The organism is Streptomyces sp. NPDC086835, from assembly GCF_044745705.1.
In the GTDB taxonomy this organism is placed as follows: Bacteria; Actinomycetota; Actinomycetes; order Streptomycetales; family Streptomycetaceae; genus Streptomyces.
Map to the genome: position 1 here is coordinate 283790 of NZ_JBIVAU010000008.1, position 17848 is coordinate 301637.

At 72.6% G+C, this 17848-nt stretch carries 13 protein-coding genes; 5 read left to right on the top strand and 8 right to left on the bottom strand.

The window, feature by feature from the left end; genetic code table 11:
- Positions 1 to 6 precede the first annotated feature (6 nt).
- From ACIPJI_RS25430 to ACIPJI_RS25450, 5 genes are read right to left on the bottom strand one after another with little or no spacing between them, the layout of a single operon-like run.
- Complete coding sequence (locus tag ACIPJI_RS25430) at positions 7 to 1578, bottom strand: nitroreductase family protein (protein ID WP_402249024.1); 1572 nt, start codon at positions 1576 to 1578, stop codon at positions 7 to 9.
- Positions 1575 to 3524 (bottom strand): TOMM precursor leader peptide-binding protein, encoded by a 1950-nt coding sequence (locus ACIPJI_RS25435; RefSeq protein WP_402249025.1) that lies wholly within the window; start codon positions 3522 to 3524, stop codon positions 1575 to 1577. The genes ACIPJI_RS25430 and ACIPJI_RS25435 overlap by 4 nt, the downstream gene beginning before the upstream one ends.
- Complete coding sequence (locus ACIPJI_RS25440; RefSeq protein WP_402249026.1) at positions 3514 to 5190, bottom strand: hypothetical protein; 1677 nt, start codon at positions 5188 to 5190, stop codon at positions 3514 to 3516. The genes ACIPJI_RS25435 and ACIPJI_RS25440 overlap by 11 nt, the downstream gene beginning before the upstream one ends.
- Positions 5187 to 7892 (bottom strand): hypothetical protein, encoded by a 2706-nt coding sequence (locus ACIPJI_RS25445; RefSeq protein ID WP_402249028.1) that lies wholly within the window; start codon positions 7890 to 7892, stop codon positions 5187 to 5189. Before ACIPJI_RS25445 ends, ACIPJI_RS25440 begins: the two co-directional genes overlap by 4 nt.
- Positions 7889 to 9034 carry a hypothetical protein gene (locus ACIPJI_RS25450; protein WP_402249029.1) on the bottom strand — a complete coding sequence of 382 codons (1146 nt, stop codon included), beginning with the start codon at positions 9032 to 9034 and terminating at the stop codon, positions 7889 to 7891. The genes ACIPJI_RS25445 and ACIPJI_RS25450 overlap by 4 nt, the downstream gene beginning before the upstream one ends.
- 258 nt (positions 9035 to 9292) lie before the next feature.
- On the opposite strand from ACIPJI_RS25450, the gene ACIPJI_RS25455 reads away from it, so the two are divergent.
- On the top strand, positions 9293 to 9847 hold the full coding sequence (locus ACIPJI_RS25455) for a hypothetical protein (RefSeq protein WP_402249031.1): 555 nt from the start codon (positions 9293 to 9295) through the stop codon (positions 9845 to 9847).
- 126 nt (positions 9848 to 9973) lie between these two features.
- On the opposite strand, the gene ACIPJI_RS25460 is transcribed toward ACIPJI_RS25455, so the two are convergent.
- The 3 genes from ACIPJI_RS25460 to ACIPJI_RS25470 all read right to left on the bottom strand — a co-directional run bounded on the left by ACIPJI_RS25460 (position 9974) and on the right by ACIPJI_RS25470 (position 12118).
- Positions 9974 to 10153 (bottom strand): thiazolylpeptide-type bacteriocin, encoded by a 180-nt coding sequence (locus ACIPJI_RS25460; RefSeq protein ID WP_005310732.1) that lies wholly within the window; start codon positions 10151 to 10153, stop codon positions 9974 to 9976.
- A gap of 35 nt (positions 10154 to 10188) precedes the next feature.
- On the bottom strand, positions 10189 to 10362 hold the full coding sequence (locus ACIPJI_RS25465) for a thiazolylpeptide-type bacteriocin (protein ID WP_078535228.1): 174 nt from the start codon (positions 10360 to 10362) through the stop codon (positions 10189 to 10191).
- A 223-nt stretch (positions 10363 to 10585) separates the two neighbouring features.
- Positions 10586 to 12118, bottom strand: coding sequence for a SagB family peptide dehydrogenase (locus ACIPJI_RS25470; RefSeq protein WP_402249033.1), 1533 nt, complete (start codon positions 12116 to 12118; stop codon positions 10586 to 10588).
- 332 nt (positions 12119 to 12450) lie between these two features.
- Here ACIPJI_RS25470 and ACIPJI_RS25475 point away from each other — a divergent pair, with 332 nt between their 5' ends.
- The 4 genes from ACIPJI_RS25475 to ACIPJI_RS25490 all read left to right on the top strand — a co-directional run bounded on the left by ACIPJI_RS25475 (position 12451) and on the right by ACIPJI_RS25490 (position 17754).
- Complete coding sequence (locus tag ACIPJI_RS25475; RefSeq protein ID WP_402249035.1) at positions 12451 to 13923, top strand: multicopper oxidase family protein; 1473 nt, start codon at positions 12451 to 12453, stop codon at positions 13921 to 13923.
- Positions 13924 to 13986: 63 nt separating this feature from the next.
- A complete protein-coding gene (locus ACIPJI_RS25480) occupies positions 13987 to 15723 on the top strand; it encodes a class I adenylate-forming enzyme family protein (RefSeq protein WP_402249037.1) in 1737 nt (578 codons plus the stop codon).
- Entirely contained in the window at positions 15720 to 16673 is a 954-nt protein-coding gene (locus ACIPJI_RS25485) for a 2-amino-3,7-dideoxy-D-threo-hept-6-ulosonate synthase (RefSeq protein ID WP_356622620.1), read from the top strand. Before ACIPJI_RS25480 ends, ACIPJI_RS25485 begins: the two co-directional genes overlap by 4 nt.
- On the top strand, positions 16645 to 17754 hold the full coding sequence (locus ACIPJI_RS25490) for a 3-dehydroquinate synthase II (protein WP_356622619.1): 1110 nt from the start codon (positions 16645 to 16647) through the stop codon (positions 17752 to 17754). The genes ACIPJI_RS25485 and ACIPJI_RS25490 overlap by 29 nt, the downstream gene beginning before the upstream one ends.
- Positions 17755 to 17848 lie beyond the last annotated feature (94 nt).

A 17848-nucleotide genomic window follows, 5' to 3' on the forward strand; every position in this document is an offset into this window, starting at 1 on the left:
GCTCCTTCACAGTCTCAGGTCGAGCAGCGCGCCACCGGTGTCCTGGGGGACTCCCACCACCGCGGACAGGACGATCGTCTCGTCCTCGTCCAGACCGAGGACGCGCTGTACGGGTATCTCCTTGAACGCCCTGACGGGGCGTGCGAACAGCCCGGACGCCGCGGCGGACAGACACAGCCCGTGCACGGCCCAGCCGCAGGCGTGCTGTGCCGCGCTCCAGCCGGCCGGGCCGAGCCGGGCGAAAAGCTCCCTGGGCCGTACGGACAGGAACACGGTCATGGGTGCGTTCCTGATGCCGCAGCCGTTGACGGGCGAGACGCCGTATCCGTAGTGGTCCTCCAGCAGGGCGGGGGCCTCGGCGTCGCGGCGGAACAGGCGGGCGGTGGCGGCCTCCGCACGGTGCACGCCGTCCTCGTGGCCGTCGACCCCCTGGGTGACGACCGTGATCCGGACCGCGTCGAAGGCGGCCGCGAGTTCGGGGCCCGGCGGGGGGACGGCGAGCCAGCGCAAGGCGGTGTCCAGGGCCTCGGCCGGCACCCGCCGGCGTCGTCCCGTCATCCCGTGCAGGGCGCGCGGCATCCGTCCTGAGTGGCGCTGCCAGAGCAGTTCGGCCCAGTCGGGGGTCCGCTGCGACGCCGGCAGACCGGCCGGGACGGCGGTGGTCAGCGGTACGGCGTCGCCGGTGTACGTCTGGGACCGGTTGGCCCGGACGAGGTCGGCGAGTGCCGGGTCGCGCCGGGTGACGTCCGGAGGGACGGGGTCGGGCGCGGTACCGGCGGCCGCGGCGGGCAGCGGCTCGCCCACGTCGAGCACGAAGGGCAACGACCACTCCCAGGTGCGGTCCAGACCGATGCCGTCGAGCAGGGCGTGGGCGCCCGTGTCCGGCAGCCTGAGCCGGGCCGGCCGCCCGAACAGCTCGAGGCCGATGCTCAACGCCCGGAGCACGATGCCCAGTTCGATGGCGACGAGCGAGCCGCGGAACCACTTGTAGGCGGAGGGGACGGCCGTGTAACGCCCGGTGAGCGCGATCCGTCGGCCGGGGCCCGGACCGGGCGCGCCGGTCAGCGCGTGCCGGTCCGGTTCGAGCAGTCGCCAGGGCTCCTCGCCGCCGCCGTCCACGAAGGCGTGGACAGGGAAGAGGCAGCGCGGGGAGGCGTACGACCTGTGGTCGTTGTACGGGTTTTCCGGCTCGCGGCGCTGCGGCCCGAACGCGGTGACGAGCGCCCGGCCGAGCGGGTCGGTCACCTGGGAGGCACCGGGCGCCCGGCCGACCGCGCCGGTCACCTGCGGGCCGCCGGGGAGCCGCGGGAACGGCATCCGAGCCAGCAGGTCCACCGTTCCCAGGGGCAGCGTCGTGCTCGCGCCCCGGCCGCGCGGCGGCGGGGGCGGGACATGCGCGTCCGGCGGCGGCTCGGGCGTCCACGTCCAGTCCGGTGCCGTCGGTTCGTCCTCGCCTGCGCCGTACGCGTACCAGAGCGGTTCACGGGCGATGCTGTTGTCACCCTCGGGCCCCGGCAGGTCGACCGGGCAGCCGCGGCCGGTCGCCGACCCGCTCCGGGGTGCGGTCGGCGCGGTCACGGGAACGGGTGCGGGTCGTAGGGAACGGCCCGGTGCTCCTGGCCGGTGCCGCGCAACGCGGCCTCCAGCCTCGGCAGCCCCGCGAGACGTTGCTGCGCGTGCCCGAAGCACATGGGCAGGATGCCCGGCACGACCGCGCGGGCGACCGAGATCCCGGCGTCGGCGTGCTCGCGGCTGGTCTGGTCGACGAGGACGACCTGGTCGAGGCCGGCGTCCGCGAACAGGCTCCGTACGAAGTCGAGCGCGCCACGGACGTCGCCGCCGGACTCCCGTGCCAGGCGCTCCGGCCAGCCGGGGAACGCCTCCTCCAGGGTGACGCGGGGGCCGCCGATGGCGACGGTGGCCCGCTCGCGCGTCTCGGGCAGTGAGGAGAAGCGCACATGGTCCTCCAGCTCCTGCACCAGCCAGGGGTCCTCGACCATCGGCTCCACCTGCTCGCGCGTCCAGTCGACGGGGTTGGTGACGAGTTGTGCCACCTCCCGCAGGGCGCCGCGGATCGCGGACTGCGGATCGGCGCCGGAGCCGGCGGAGGAGAAGGTCGCCGGGAACGGGTTCTCGCGGTTCACCGCGAGGACCCACACCACCGGAAGGGCGATGTCCCGGGTCGCGACCAGGAGATGCACGTCGAACCCCCTGGCCCGGACCAGCTCGATCATCGCCCGGCTGGTCGGGTCGGTGATCGACGACTCGGGGATGTACGGCAGCGGCCGCGCCCGGTACCAGCAGGTGAGGAAGGCGTCGCGCTCGGCCAGCTCGAACAGCGAGTGGAGCGCGGCCTCCTCGAGGTTGGCGCCGACGGCGCAGCCGCTGGAGGACTCGTAGAAGTAGTGCTTGCGCTCGTGCGGGCCGACCGCGCGGGCGGCGCGGCGGTCCCTGCGGAAGGCGTACTCGTACTGGTAGAAGGCGTGGTCGGCGGGGACGAGCAGGGCCCGCCCGTCGGTGAGGTCGTGGCCCCACACCCAGTCCATCTCGGTGTGCTCGTCCGACGGCGTCACCCGTGAGGTGGGGTGGTCGAGCTGCTCCTGCGTGTATCTGCCGAGCGTGCCCGGGTCCACCGCGTGCTCGGCGACGTCCTTGTACGCACGGCCCGTGAGGACCGGAATGTCGTACGGGAAACCGCCGAGGCGCTCGTACGCCTCCAGTACGGCGACCGGTTCCGTCTCCGCGAACGTCTGCGCGCGGCCGTGGCCCATGGCGGGGGCGTCAGCCACGACGGCCATGCTCATCGCGAACGGGGCATGGGACTCGCGCAGGATCGCCCGGACCGGTCCGAAGCGGGCGTCGACGAGGCGGTCGCGCAGCAGACCGCGTTCGACGAGGCGGCTGTCCGCGGACCGGGTCGGGTCCTCCGCGGAGGCGGGCCGGCCGGTGAGGGCCAGCGGCAACGGCCGCGCCGTGCCGTCGAGTCGCTCCGCGTCCGGCCCGCACAGCGGGCAGTGGAAGCTGCGCGCGACGCGGTGCCGTCTCAGCCCCTTCGTGGAGACGGCGTAGGCCTCTCCGGGCCCGAGCGGCCGCTGCGCCAGGTACTCCAGGGTCGCCCGGAGCAGTTCGGGGAGCAGCGGCGCGCTCGGGGACGGGGCCGCGGTGGCCTGGGTGAGGTCGCCGACGAGGGGGTGTTCGCGGATCGTGCGGTCACGTACCTCGGCGCAGCCGGCGCAGCCCGCGGCGGTGCCTGGCCGCCACAGGGGGCCGATCATCACCTCGTCGTCGTGGAGCCGCACCGAGAGGTGACTGCGGCCCAAGGCGGCGGCAGCGGCGAGCTGCCGGCGCTCCCAGTCGAGGTCCCAGCCCCGGTCGGCGGCCACCGTGCCGTCGCTCGCCTCGGCCAGCAGCGCGATGACGGTGCGCCAGGTCCCGTCGGTGTACGGGGAGGTGGGGTGCGAGGTGAGCCCGGGTCCGGTCGCGACGCCCGGTGTCCGGGTGTCGGGGGCCGTGTCAGTTGCCATCGTGGGTCTCCCGGGGGCGTGCCTCGGCCGCTACGGGCCCGTACCAGAGGGGGATCTCGCCGAGTACCGAGTCGCCGCGGGCCGGGCGGCCGGCGTAGCCGCGGCCGGTCTCCGCCCCCTGCTCGGTGAGCTGCTTGCGCAGCGTGCCGAGGACCGTGCTGTCGGCGAACAGCAGGGCTTCGGTGGAGACTTCGTCGACGGGGCAGGTGCGGTCGGACGCGGGGCCCGCGGCAGTCGTGAGGGTGCGGGCCAGCGCGGTGCACAGGGCGTTGCGTACGGCCTCTTCCTCGGTGGCTCCCCACGCTCGCCCGAGCACCTCGGCGCCGTCGGTGACCCGGGCCAGGCGCCAGTCGAGGCCCGGGACGTGCAGCAGGTCGACGGCAGGACCGGTGGCGAGCAGCGGGCGCAGATGCTCACGGATGCGGTGGGCCTCGGCGCCGACGGCGTCGCCCGTCACCTCCCCCAGCGGCCGGGCGTGAGGCGTCAGCAGGCGCAGAGCGCCGTCCAGGAGCCAGTGTTCCTCCGTGAGCCCGGCGGCCGCGGTGCCGTCGCCCTTCGGGCTCCTGGCCCGCAGCGCGGCCAGCGCTGCCGCCACCGTGGCGGTCTCCTGGTGCGCCGCCCAGGCGACGACGGTGCCCGACCGGTCGCCGCGCAGCTCGGCCGCGCGCAGCGCGAGCGGCATCTGGGGCAGGTCCTCACCGGTGGCCGACGCGATCGGCCCCGTCCAGCGGCGGGCTACCGCGCCCGCCGCTTCGAGCGCCGTCTCCGGTTCCGGCATCGGCTGCGCCACGGCGTCCTGGAGGGAGCTCGGTCGGCCGGTCGCGGCCGCCACGTGAGCTCCCTCGACGGTCACCCGGTCGGAGACCAGGTCCGCCCCGTGCACGACATGGGCCTCGCCCATGGCAGCCGTACCCGTGAGGATGTCGAAGATCAGTTGTCCGGCGAGGGCACCGGCGAGGGCGTCCGCGACCGGCCGTGGTGCGGGCGTGACGTCCTCGGCGTCCGCCCAGGCGAGCGCCCGGTCCCGGAACGCCGCCCAGGTACCGGCCCGGCCGGGCCCGGTGAGGGCGGGGCCGACGAGGGTGACCCGTCCGCCGAGCAGCAGCGGCACGTAGTGCACGTGCTCGGGCAGTTCGGGCACCTCGGCCCCGGTGGCGTCGAGGACGGCGTCCATGCCGTCGTACGTGCCGCCGTCGTCCAGCGAGCCGGTGACCGTCACGTCCTGCACGCCGGCCCTGCGCAGTCCGCGGGCGGCCGGGCCGGTCGCCTCCAAAGGGCCTGCGACGGTCACCCGTGCGGCGCGCAGCCGCTGGAAGGCCGCGTACGGGTCGTCGTGGAGGGACTCCAGGCGGGCCAGCGGTTCGGGGTGCCGCTCGCGCACCGCCGCGGGCGGTTCGGGTGCGGTGAGGGCGGCGGTGTCGAGGAGCATGCCGCTCTCGCTAAGCTTCGCGACCAGGTGGCGGACGGCGGGGCGGGCCCGTTCGGTGCCGATGGCGGCGACGAGTTCGTCCTCGGTGGCGCCCTGCTCCAGCAGGGGTACGCATCCTTGGGCGACCGCGTGGAGGACGTCGGATCCTCGGAGCACGAAACTGCCGCGGACACCGCTGAAGTAGACCCCGCCGGGGACCGGCGCGAAATGGAGGTCGGGTCGTGCCTTGAGCTTCATGACTGCTTCCCCTCGTCGGCGCGGTGGTAGGTGAACCGCCCGCCCGCCTCACGGCCGACCTCGACGACCCACTCGGTGGCGTGAGTGCCGTCGACGACGGACGGCAGGGCCTCCTCCAGGTAGCTGCCGCCGGTGTCCGCGCCTCGGCGGTCCAGCATCCGGGGCAGTACGCGGGTGCTGAGGGCGCTCGTCAGGTCGACGTACTGCGGCTTCTGCTGGAGCCGCTTGGACTGCACGTCGGGCGCGCCCACGGACAGCGGGCCCTCGTCCTCAGGGGCGGTCTTGATCACGACCTCCTCCGCCACACCGTGGCGGGCGCGCCAGGCGTTGATGGCGAGGAGCCGGTCGTGCTCCTCGGGGCCGGCGGCGACCGCGGCGGCGAGCTCCTCGCCGCCGTACCAGCGCCGCCTGCCGATCAGCACGTCGCCGACGGCCATGCGGGGCGCGGTCCTTGTGGTGCGCCCGTCCCACGGGGTGGCGGCGTGCCAACTGTTCGGCAGGCTGTTGAACAGCCGGCCGCTGATGACGAGACCGGAGGCCACCGACAGCGGCGGCGGGAACAGGCCGGGGTGGCCGGTGCCGAGCGGCAGGACCCGCAGCGGGGCGCCGTCGGCGTCCTCGACGTGCAGGGTGTCGGTCGCCACGTCGTGCACCAGACGCAGGGTGAACCAGTCGTCCGGCGTGAGACCGCCGGGGAGGATCGGCGTGTGCGCGTTGACGTTCAGCCGGTGCAGGCCGAGGTCCTCCGTGACGCGGGCGCCGTCGAAGCCGTACGCGCGCCGCAGGTGTTCCCCGAGGAGCGGCAGCGCCCGGCCGCCCTGGCGGCGGTCGGCCTCCAGGAAGCGGGCGTAGAGCATCCCGTGGCCGGGCAGGCCGTCGTTGAGGATCAGGTGCTGCCCGGCCTGCTGGAGGAGCACGCCGTAGATCAGCGGGTCCTGGCGGAAGCGGTCGGGCAGCGCGGCGGTGAGGCCCTCGACGTCGCCGGGCGTCAGGACGAGGGTGTCCTCCCCCGCCTCCGCGGCCTTCGACAGACGGGCGTGGACGGCCTCCGTCAGCTCACGGCGCAGCAGGTACATCCGCTCCAGCGAGCCGTCGGCGGGGCCGATGCCGGCGAGCGCGGACGGGTCGCCGGTGCCCTTCGGTCCGTACACGGCGTCCATGGCGGCGGCGCGGCGTGAGACCTCGCCGACGACGAAGGCGGCGTTGGCGGCGAGGGGCACGTCGGCTCCGGCGCCGAACCGCTCGACGAACGCGGCGGTCATCAGGACCCGTACGTCGTGCAGCCAGTCGAAGACGGTGAGGAGTTCGACGGCGGGCCCCAGGTCGGCGAGGGGCTGCCGCCACTTGTCCGTGGCCACCTTGAGCGGTGGCATGACGTAGTCCTCCTCGACCGTGATCTGGGCGGGCCGGCGGGCGAGGTGGCTGAGCCTGCCGAGATCTCCGCGCAAGGCGGCGAGGACGGCGCCGCGTTCGGCGGCGGGAGCGGCCGCCAGCTCCGGCAGGCCGGCCTTGATGCTGTCGGTGAGCCCGGTGGCGCGTGGGTCGCGGGGGCTGAGGAGGTCGTCGTAGTCGGCGGCACCGTCCTCCGCCTCGTGGAACGAGCACAGCAGGCCCTGCCCGAGGGCGTGCCGCACCCGGCGCTCCGCGTCCTCCTCGGCACAGCCCGCGCGTTCCGCGACGTGCCTGACGACCGAGGGGTACGGGCGCGGTCCCATGGAGACCGCGTCGAGCAGGTCGCCGGCAGGGCCGTCGAGGGGCACGGCGAGCCGGCGCATACCGGCGTCGGTGAGCTTCAGGAAGAAGAGCTTGCCGGCCTCCGGGTCGGGCGCGGAGGTGGGCGGCAGGCCCACCCAGAGGCCCGCGAGCACCTCGTCGTCGGGTGCGGGCAGCCCGCCGAGGACGTAGCCCAGCATGACCCGGTCGAGGCCGGGGAACGCGGTCGCGCCGGTGAACGGCACGTCGTTCGGATCCGCCCCGTCCGGGTCGGGCTCCGCGATGCCGACGGCGGTGAACCGGGAGAGCGGACTGGTGCGGACCATGGCCCGGGTGACGTACTGGATCAGTCCGCGCTCCGACTTGCGGGTACGGGCGGAGACCTTGCCGGGGCCGAGGACGGCGGCGCGGTAGCGCTCCGCCTCCTGGTGCACCTCGGGGGCGACGAGCGCCAGCGAGCGCAGCAGGTCGTCATCACCCAACAGGGCGGCGAGGCGCTCTCGTTCGCGGTCGGCCGCCGCCGCGTAGCCGCGGGTGATCTCGTCGCGCAGCCGCTCCCTGCGCTCACGTGCCTCGAGCCACCGGTCGACGGCGGGGGTGGGCACGGGCGGCTTCTTGGGGGCGCGGTCGTTGTGGACGGTGCGCCGCAGGGCGATGAGTTCGCGGCGCTCCGCGTCGTCGGCCGCGTCGCCGATGCGGTGGTAGAGCTCGTCGGAGCACGCGTCGGCGGCCGTGCGCAACGCGCTTTCCGCGTCGGCGAGTTCGGCGAGCAGTCCGCGCTGCCCGGGATCGCCCAGCCGGGTCCGGCGCAGCGGGTTGACCCGCAGGAACCAGAGCGGCTCGGGCGTCGCGGAAGCGGACGCGGGCGCGGGCGCGGGCGCGGGGACCGGAGCGGGGACGGTGGCGGGGGCGGTGGCGGACCCGGCCGGGGGGCCGGCGGTGGCCCACGTGGCGTGGGCGGCAGATTCGGTCGTGGGCGCGGTCATCATGGGGCTCCCGTGAGGTCGGCTGTGGTGGCGGCGCCCGCACCGGGCCGCCGGGCGTCCAGTCGCTCCTGCCAGGACGTGCCGAGGACGTCGTCGACCGTCTCCGCCATGGCGAAGCACATGTAGTAGCGCTGCATGGGCGAGACGGTCAGCAGCGGCAGCTGCTCGTAGAAGAGGTTCGTCAGCAGACGGAACGCGGCGAACCACGGCGAGGGGTCGGCGACCGCTCCCGACGCGTCGACGGCCCGGTGGAAGTCGCTGTCCGGCTGCTTCCCCTGCGGCACGACGCGGGTCGCTCCGGGCGGGCCCATCTCCGTGCGGTCGACGCCCTCGGTGACGCCGTCGAGCAGTCCGAGCGTGAGGGTGCCCGCGGCCACGGCGCTCTCCAGCGCGCCGGAGCTGTACGCGAAGGCGGTGCGCCACTCCGCCGCGGCGGGCGACACCTCGCCGCTCAGGCGCTGCTCGACGACGGCCCGCAGCCGCGGCGCGTCCTTGGCGAGGCGTTGCACGAACAGCGGCCTGACGTCCTTGGTCGGTGCGGCCCAGGCGAGGAAGGCCTCGACGTGGGAGCGCGGCGAGAACACCCCGTAGGCGGGGCCGAGGTAGTGGGTGTCGGCCAGCGCGGCGAACGCCTCGGCGAGGCGGACGGTGGCGGTGCCGGGATCGTCCGCGATGCCGTCGATCATCCGCAGCAGCGGCTTGGTCAGCGCGCCGAGGACGACGGTACGGAAACGGTCGAGCCGGGGTTCGCGGGAGGCCGTGTCGCCCGGGGCGACGGCTTCGACGGCGCCGTGCTCGCGCAGCGGGAGGTACGGCGGCTGCACCGCCTCGAGCCGGCCGAACTCCCGCGCCTGCTCGAGATACGCCTCCTCGGTCAGGGCCCGCGGCGGATCCAGTGGTCCGGCGTCCAGCCGGCGTGCGACGTCGGCCCAGTCGGGGCCGCCACCCGGCACGCCCGGCGCCGACAGGGCGAGGATGTCGACGTGGGGTCCGTGCAGCCAGCCGCGGCGCAGCTGGACACCGGCCGCTCCCTGCTCGCCCAGTGCGCGGGCGACCGGCACGACGTGCCGGGACAGCCACGCCGGTGTGACCGGCATCCGTGTGTGGAGCCGCACCCCCGTCAGGCCGGCGGAATCCGGCCTCACGGCAATGCGCTCCGGCGCATCAACCCCCATTTTTTCGCACCTTCCGGGAAATCGAGAAATGACTCGAGAACATCGAATCCGAATGTCGGCCCTGAATGCCTTGCGATAAGCATGTGGCACGGAAAAGCGGCGAGGAAGGCGATGCGGGCGGGCGCTTACATACGTCACCGCTTTCGTGACACACGCGCCGTCGGCGTGACGGTCCAGCGGTGGCCGAAACCCGTCAGGCGGGCGCGGAGATCGCTGTACCCTCCGGCCATGACTACGGACACGGAGTGCCTGACACTCACGCAGAATCTGCGCCGCCGCGGGGCCATAGTTCTCGCGGTCTTTGCCCTGGTGTGGGCTTTTGCGGCCGGTTCCGGCATCGCCGCGATGCCTGTTTCCGTCACTGTCGGGGCGATGGGCGCCGTACTGACCGCCGTGGCCGTGTTCCTGGCGTTCCGCGGGGCGGCGGGGCCGGCCCGCCGCACGGTGCGACTGCCCGAGAAGTGGAACCGCGGGGTGGGCCTGGTCAACGCCCTCGAGGTGGTGGCCATTTTCGCGGTGATCGCCGCGTCGAACGCGACCGGCCACGCCGAGCTGATCCCGCCGGGGATCTGCCTCGTGGTGGGCCTGCACTTCTTTCCGCTCGCGCGTCTCTTCGACCAGTGGCAGTACAGGTGGACGGCGGCCTCGCTGACGGTCGTCGCGGCCGTCGGCGTCGTGGTCGCCGTGGCCGGCTCGACCGACGAGACGGTGCGCGTCGTGGTCGGGGCGGGGGCCGCGGTGGTGCTGTGGCTGTCCTCGTTCCATGTGGCGGTGCGCGGCTGAGATCCGGCCTCGGCGCCCGTCCTCGACGCACGATCGGCGCCCGTCCTCGACGCACAAAAGGATGTACCCATCCAGCTCCCGGCTGGATGGGCGCATCCTTTGGAACGTCCGATCAGGTACCTCGGATCAGCAGGCGGAGCAGGTCGAGGACGAGGACGACGAGGTGCCGATCGAGCCGCTGGACGCGCCCATCTCGGGGAGGGCCACACCCTGCGCGACCTCGAGGGTCTCCAGCTCGTCGACGTCGAAGCTCTCGAAGGCCTTCGCCGCGTCGTCGCCGTTGTTCTTGATGTCGTCGATGCTCATTGTCTGGATCCTTTCGGGATTCGGTTGAGGGGTACTCAGCAGGCGGAGCAGGTGGAGGACGAGGAGGACGAGGTGCCGATCGAGCCGCTGGACGCGCCCATCTCGGGGAGGGCCACACCCTGCGCGACCTCGAGGGTCTCGAGCTCGTCGACGTCGAAGCTCTCGAAGGCCTTGTCCGCGTCGTCGTTCTTGATGTCGTTGATGCTCATTTTGAATTCCTTTCCGAATTCTTCTGCGCAACCCGTCCGGCTGCACAACCAATAATGCTCAGCCGGCCACACGGAAGCCAGAGTTTCCGTGCCCGCGCTGACATTTATCACCGCGCGAATAACTGCGGTCATGGCGGAACCGGAGCCACCGGAATGCAAAAGTGCCGCTTCTCCTTGCCCGGAAGGGGCGGGAAAAGCGGCGCTTTCGCAGGTCACGGCCGGCTCATGTGTCCGTCTGCAGCGACCATTCGGGATCGTTGAGCATGTGCCAGCCTTCCTCCGGCTCGCCGGCCACGGTGTCGTCCGGGCTGCGGCTGCCGAGCAGGAAGTCGCCCACGGACGACTCACGCAGGTAGTCGAGGCCGAGCACCCGGGCGGACATGTCGGCGTCGCCGTTGCCCAGCCCGCACGGGGCGAGGCCCATCGCCGTCGCCACCAGGTACATGGTCTGGTAGAGCACACCGGTGTGCCGGAGGATCGTCGCGTAGGCGATGGCCCGGTACTTCCACGACATGCGCTGGAAGCGCGCCGTCATGGTGATCAGTACGTCCGGCCGGGCCTCCATGCCGGTGGCCCTGGACGCGACATGGAACAACGACTCGCGGTCCGCGGCCCCGTCGTTGACGAGGACGAGGCGGTGCGCGACCGGGTCGTAGTAGTAGATGCCCGCATCGAGGCCCGCACAGCGCCGCACGGTGACGTACAGCTCCAGCTCGTAGCCCTGGCCGCCGCTCGGGTAGGGACGCGAGACCACCTCGTCGCGGCCGCTGCCCTGCTCCGGCGTGTAGTGGGCGCGTACCCGTGCCACGCGGTAGAGGAACTCTCCGAGCTGCCTGGCGGTCAGCGGGCGTTCGCCGTAGGAGCGGATGGAGCGGCGGGTCTCGATGGCGGCCGTCAGTGACGGGTCACGGTCCGCGATGTCCTCGCGTGCCGGCCGGTGGAGCTCCACGGTGGGGCCGCCCGGTGCCGGCTTCACCGCGGGCTGCGGGTCGATCTCGTCCCGGTAGGGGTAGACGGCGCCGAACACGTCGTCATAGCGGCCGGAGCGGACGCGGGAGTGGAACAGCAGGTCGTGGAAGTCCCACTGCCGCAGCGTCGGTTCCGTGTCGGAGGCGAAGGTGCCGTCCGCGTCCGCCTGTTCGGCGAAGCCGGCGCCCACCAGGTGGCGGAGCACGTCCGTCGTCTCGTCCTCGCAGAGGCCGCCCGTCTTCGCCAGGCTCCCGGCGGTGACCGGCTCCCCGAGCGCGGCCGCGATCTCCCGGGCGGCCGGGTCGGCCAGGACGGCCCGGAACTTCACCAGGGGTGACTCGAGCACCAAGGCGCCCTCCCGTGAGCGCAGGAACGCGAACCGGGAGAGCCGTACCGGCAGTCCGGCGTCCACCTCCCCCACCCGGTACTCGGCGTCCCGGGCGGTCGGTTCGAGTCTGATCAGTTCCCGGCGCCCGCCGGGGCCGCCGTGGGTGAGGACGCTGCGGGCGACGAGGTGGCCGACGCGGTCGAGGAACCGCTCCACCTGAACACGTTCCGCGGGCCGCAGTCCTTCGAGCAGTTCGTGCACGGGTGTCGGCCCCTGGCTCAGACGCCGCAGCGCACGGCGGATGCCGCCGCGCACCGGCCGCAGGGTGAAGGCGGTGACCGGGCTCGTCAGGGTCGCCGACTCGCCGTCGAAGGCGACGTGGACGTCGTGACGGAACACGGGCGCGGCCCGGGGCGGCGACGGCGCCTCCCCGGTCTCCTGATGTGAATTCGTCTGCATGGTGGTCTCCGCTTCGCGTGATGAGGACAGACGTCGGTCATCACTCTCGGTCCCAGGCCGTGCGGATCCGGCGGCCGCGCGCAATTCCCGTGACATGGACCGGTGTCCGTCGTGACACCCGTCATCGCCTCCACTGTGAAAGCCGCGCGATACCGCACCGAATTCGCGCCGCACCGGCGGAATTTCCGCGTTCCGTTCCGGTGACCGAGGTCATGGAACGGGTGACACATGCCAGCGGGCGAAGGCGTTCGCTCGGAGTTCGCCACTTCCACGCGCATGCTCGGAACACGAATTCACCGCACATCACGGCCACTTCAGTAAGGGATCACCTCGTGCTCACTCGTCGTCATGCAATACGGCTCGGGCTCACCGCGGGCGCCTTCGGCGCCGTCGGCGCGGCGGGCGGGCTCTTCCAGACCCTGGCCGCGGGGGGACCGGCGAACGCCGCCCCGGCGGGCACCGGCGCGTCGGCCGGGCCGGCGGTCACGCCGTTCACGGTGCCGCTGCCCGTGCCGAAGGTGCTGCGCCCCTATCGCAGGACGAGGTCCGCCGACCACTACGCGGTGGCCATGAGCCGGACCTCGCTCGAGATCCTTCCCGGGCAGCGCACCGAGGTCCTCACCTACAACGGCTCCTTCCCCGGGCCCACCATCCGGGCGCGCTCCGGGCGCACCGCGGTCGTCAGACAGATCAACCTGCTCGACATGCCCACCTCGGTGCACCTGCACGGCGCGAACAACCCCGTGGAGAGCGACGGCGGCATGATGGACACGATCGCGCCGGGCCGTTCCAAGACGTACGTGTACGCCAACAGGCAGCCGGGCGCGACGCTGTGGACCCATGACCACGCCCACCACATGGAGTCGGAGCACGTCTACCGCGGCCTGTCGGGCCTGTACCTGCTCGGCGACGAGGAGGAGGACGCGCTCGGCCTTCCGTCGGGGCGCTACGAGGTGCCGCTGGTCCTGCGGGACGCGCACTTCGACGCGTCGGGCCGGATGGTGTACACGATGGACGACGCGGAGAACCGGACCACGATCCTCGTCAACGGCCGGCCGTGGCCGTACATGAAGGTCGAGGGACGCAAGTACCGCTTCCGGATGCTCAACTCGTCCAACCTGCGCATCTTCATCCTGGCGCTGTCCGACGGCAGCCAGGTGACGCAGATCGGCGCCGACGGCGGACTGCTCCCGGCGCCCGCGCCCACTCCCGTCCTGGTCCTGTCCCCCGGTGAGCGGGCCGACTTCGTCATCGACTTCTCCAAGTACGCGCCGGGCACGCAGCTGGAGCTCGCCAACATGCTGGGGCCCGGGCCCGCCGACCTCGTCGGCCGGATCATGCGCTTCGACGTGGGCGAGAAGACCCCCGACGACAGCCGGGTCCCGGACGTGCTGACGACCCTGCCGGCACTGCGGAAGCCCACGGTGGAGAGGACCTTCGAGCTGCAGATGGACGAGCCGGGCAGCGGCGGCCACCAGGCGTACATCAACGGGAAGACCTTCGACGCGAACCGCATCGATACCGAGATCAAGTGGGGCACCACGGAGGTCTGGACCGTCACCAACGCCAGCGTCACCGTGCCGCACAACTTCCATACGCATCTGGTCCAGTTCCGCATTCTCGAAAGGGACGGACAGCCGGTCTATCCGGCGGAGGCGGGACTGAAGGACACGGTGCTCCTTTTTCCGGGGCAGACCGTCAAATTGCAGATGACCTTCGACACCCACCGGGGTGTCTATCCGTACCACTGCCACATGATCGACCACAGCGCCATGGGAATGATGGCGCAGATGAAGATCGTGTGACTTCTCCCGCAAGCCGATCCGCTTGATTCTTCAGGCAATTCCGACGGGAAAGGAAGGAGGAACATGACCACCACCCGATCCGTGCCCTACGTCCGTCGTATTCTCGACGCACTCGGCAAGGATCCCGCCCGGGCGGTCGTCCACCGGCGCGACGGGACCGTCGCGGCGGGCGAACTGACCGACTCGATCCTCGGCACGACGACCCTGCTGTACGACCACGGTGTCGGAACGGGCGACACCGTCGCCGTCCTGACCGGACCGAACCATCCGCTGATGCTCAGCGCCCGGTACGCCGTCCATCTCCTGGGCGCGACCTCCGTCTACGTACGGTCCATGAACCCGAGAACGGACACCGAGACGTTCTCGATCAGCACACAGACCGAGCTGCTGCGCGACCTCGGCGTACCGCTCCTGCTGGTGGACGAGGAGAGCGCCGAGCGGGGGCGCTGGCTGTCCAACCGCCTGCCGGGGCTGACCGTACTGCCGATCCCGCGGGGCGCCCCCGCGCACGCCGTGCCGCTCGACCGGCTGCGGGAGGGCCGGCCGGACGCCCTGGCGGTCATCGACTTCACCAGCGGCAGCTCCGGCCGCCCCAAGATGGTGGCGCAGCGCTTCGGCACCCGGGACGAGCTCGTCAGCCGCCTCGCACATGGCCTCGATCCCCGGGGACCCGCGACGCTGCTGTCGGTCACGCCCATCAGCCATACGACGGCGCCGATGGCCGACGCCGTCCTGATCGGCGGCGGGACGGTGGTGCTGCACGACGGGTTCGACGCCGACGCCGTGCTGCGCGCCTTCGCCGAGCAGCGGGTGACGGACGTCTATCTGGCCGTCCCGCACCTGTACCGGCTGCTCGACCATCCGGACGTCGCGACGACCGACCTGTCGTCGCTGCGCCGCATCACCTACAGCGGCACACCGGCGGCGCCGGCCCGTGTGGCGCGGGCGGTGGAGCTCTTCGGCGACGCACTGATCCAGGTGTACGGCACCACGGAGGCCGGCGGCATCAGCAGCCTCAACCCGCTGGACCACCGTGAACCGGAGCTGCTCGGTTCCGTCGGCCGTCCCTTCCCCTGGGTGCGCGTGGAGATACGCGCACCGGGCGGCGGCCCGGTGGTGGAGCGCGGTGTCACGGGCGAGATCTGGGTGAACTCGCCCACGGTCACGGCCGGTTACCTCGACGACGAGGAGCTCACCGGCACGGCGCTCAAGGACGGCTGGCTGCTGACCGGCGACCTCGGGCACTGGGACCGGTACGGCTACCTCCGTCTCGACGGCCGTGTCGGGGACGTCATCAAGCACGGCGGTCTCAAGCTGGATCCGGCCGCCATCGAACGAGCGCTGCTGAAGCATCCGCAGGTACGCCAGGCCACGGTCTTCGGCGTACGCGACCGGGACTACGTGGAGCAGGTGCACGCCGCCGTCGAACTGCACTCCGGCGCCGCACGGACCTCGAGCGACCTGCGGGCGTACGTCGCCGCGACGCTCACGCCGGAGCACGCGCCGGTCCGGGTGTCCGTGTGGCCCCGGCTCCCGCTCACGCCCTCGGGAAAGCCCGACCGCACCTATCTGCGGTCGGTCACGGCACCACCGGACGAGACCCGTCCGCCCGCCGCCCCGGGGCCGGCGCCCCGCCCGGCGCACGACATCCGGACGCCCGTGCACGCCCACCGGCGCGGCGCGGTGCCCGGCACGAGCCCCCCGCGCGAAGCCACCGCGCGGGCCGATCCCGTCCGCTCAGGCGGCGCGGGGTCCTTGCCCGATCACGCAATCCCGCGAAGCAGAAAGGGCGTCACATGACCTCATACGGCCACTTCGCCCGGTCGCTGCGGCTGCGGCGGCTCTACCGCCACAGCACGGCCGGCCTGATGATCACCCCTCTCGACCATTCGATCAGTGACGGTCCCGTGGTGCCCAAGGGCACGACGCTCGACCATCTCGCCGGCCGGCTGGCGGCCGGCGGTTCGGACGCCGTCGTCGTGCACAAGGGCAGTGTGCGGCACATCTCTCCGGAGCGGTTCGCCGCCATGTCGCTGATCATCCATCTGAACGCGAGCACCAGCCGGGCGCTCGACCCGAACGCCAAGTACGTGGTGGCCGGGGTCGAGGAGGCGCTCCGCCTCGGCGCGGACGCGGTGAGCGTCCACGTCAACCTCGGATCCGACGACGAGCGGGAGCAGATCGGCGATCTGGGCCGGATCGCCGACGCCTGCGACAGGTGGAACCTGCCGCTGCTCGCCATGGTGTACCCGCGCGGGCCGCGGATCACCGATCCCCGGGACCCGGAGATGGTCGCGCATGCCGTGACGATCGCCGCCGACCTGGGGGCCGACCTGGTCAAGACCGTGTTCCTGGGGTCGACCGCGGAGATGCTCGACCTCACCGCGGCCTGTCCCGTCCCGGTCCTCGTCGCCGGGGGCCCCGCCCTCGACAAGGAGGAGGACGTGCTCGCGTACGTACGCGACGCGCTGGCCGGCGGCGCGGGCGGAGTCGCGATGGGCCGCAACATCTTCCAGGCCGCCGACCCGCGGCGGCTGGCGGCGAAGGTCGCCCGGCTGGTCCACCACTTCCCGGAACAGCACTTCGGTACGGGCCCGTTCGCCGACGGCGACGCACGGCTCGACGGCGAACGCCTCACCCCGCACCACCTGGACGACACGCACCTCGACAATCCACGCCTCGACGACTCACGTCTCGACGTTTCGACAGGAGGTCCGCATCATGACGGACGCCAAACTGTGCTGGCTTGACATCCGCGACGCCGGCTCCGCCACCGCCGCCATCCTGGAGGAGGCGGTCCACCAGCGCATCGACGGCATCGTCGCCGCCGATCCCGCCGCCTTCACCGGTCTGCCGCCGACCGTCCGCAAGATCCTGCTGTACCCGGACGGGAACGTGCCGGACGACATCGGCGGCGCCGACCTGGTGATCGTGCCCGGCGGCAAGGACCTGCGTGCCCCGCTCGCCGAGGCGCACCCGGACGTGGAGTTCGGCCGCTACGTCGAGATCGTCGACGCCGACACCCTCGAGGACGCCTGCCTGGCCGCCCGCCTGGAGGCATGGAGCGTCCTCGACTTCCGCGACCCCACGAAGATCCCGCTGGAGATCGTGATCGCGGCCGCCACCGGCTCGCCGGGGTCGATCGTCACGACCGCGGCCAACCGGGAGGAGGCCGAGATCGTCTACGGCGTCCTCGAACTGGGCTCGGACGGTGTGCTGATGCCGGGCCGCACGGTCGGCGACGCGACCGCGCTGCGTACGGCCGCGACCTCCCGCACCGGTGAGATCCCGCTGGTCGAGCTGACCGTGACCGCGGCGACCCACATCGGCATGGGCGAGCGCGCCTGCGTCGACACGACCACCCACTTCCGCAAGGACGAGGGCATTCTGGTGGGCTCGCACTCCAAGGGCATGGTGCTGTGCGTGAGCGAGACCCATCCGCTGCCGTACATGCCCACGCGGCCCTTCCGGGTCAACGCGGGCGCCCTGCACTCCTACACCGTGGCGCAGAACGGCCGCACCCACTATCTGAGCGAGCTGCACGCCGGCAGCTCGGTCCTGGCCGTGGACGTCAAGGGCCGCACCCGGCCGGTCAGCGTCGGCCGGGTCAAGATCGAGACCCGTCCGCTGATCTCCATCGACGCGGTCGCCCCCAACGGACAGAGCGTCAACCTGATCCTCCAGGACGACTGGCACGTACGCGTCCTGGGCCCCGGCGCCTCCGTCCTCAACAGCACGGAACTGAAGCCGGGGGACACGATCCTGGGCCACCTGCCGACGGCTGACCGTCATGTGGGCTACCCGATCAACGAGTTCTGCCTGGAGAAGTAGCAGCATCCGCACCACATCGACGCACTGTCCGAAGACGCCCCGCCCCGGCACCCTCTGTGCCGGGGCCGGCGCGCGTCCGGCCCCGTACCGCCCT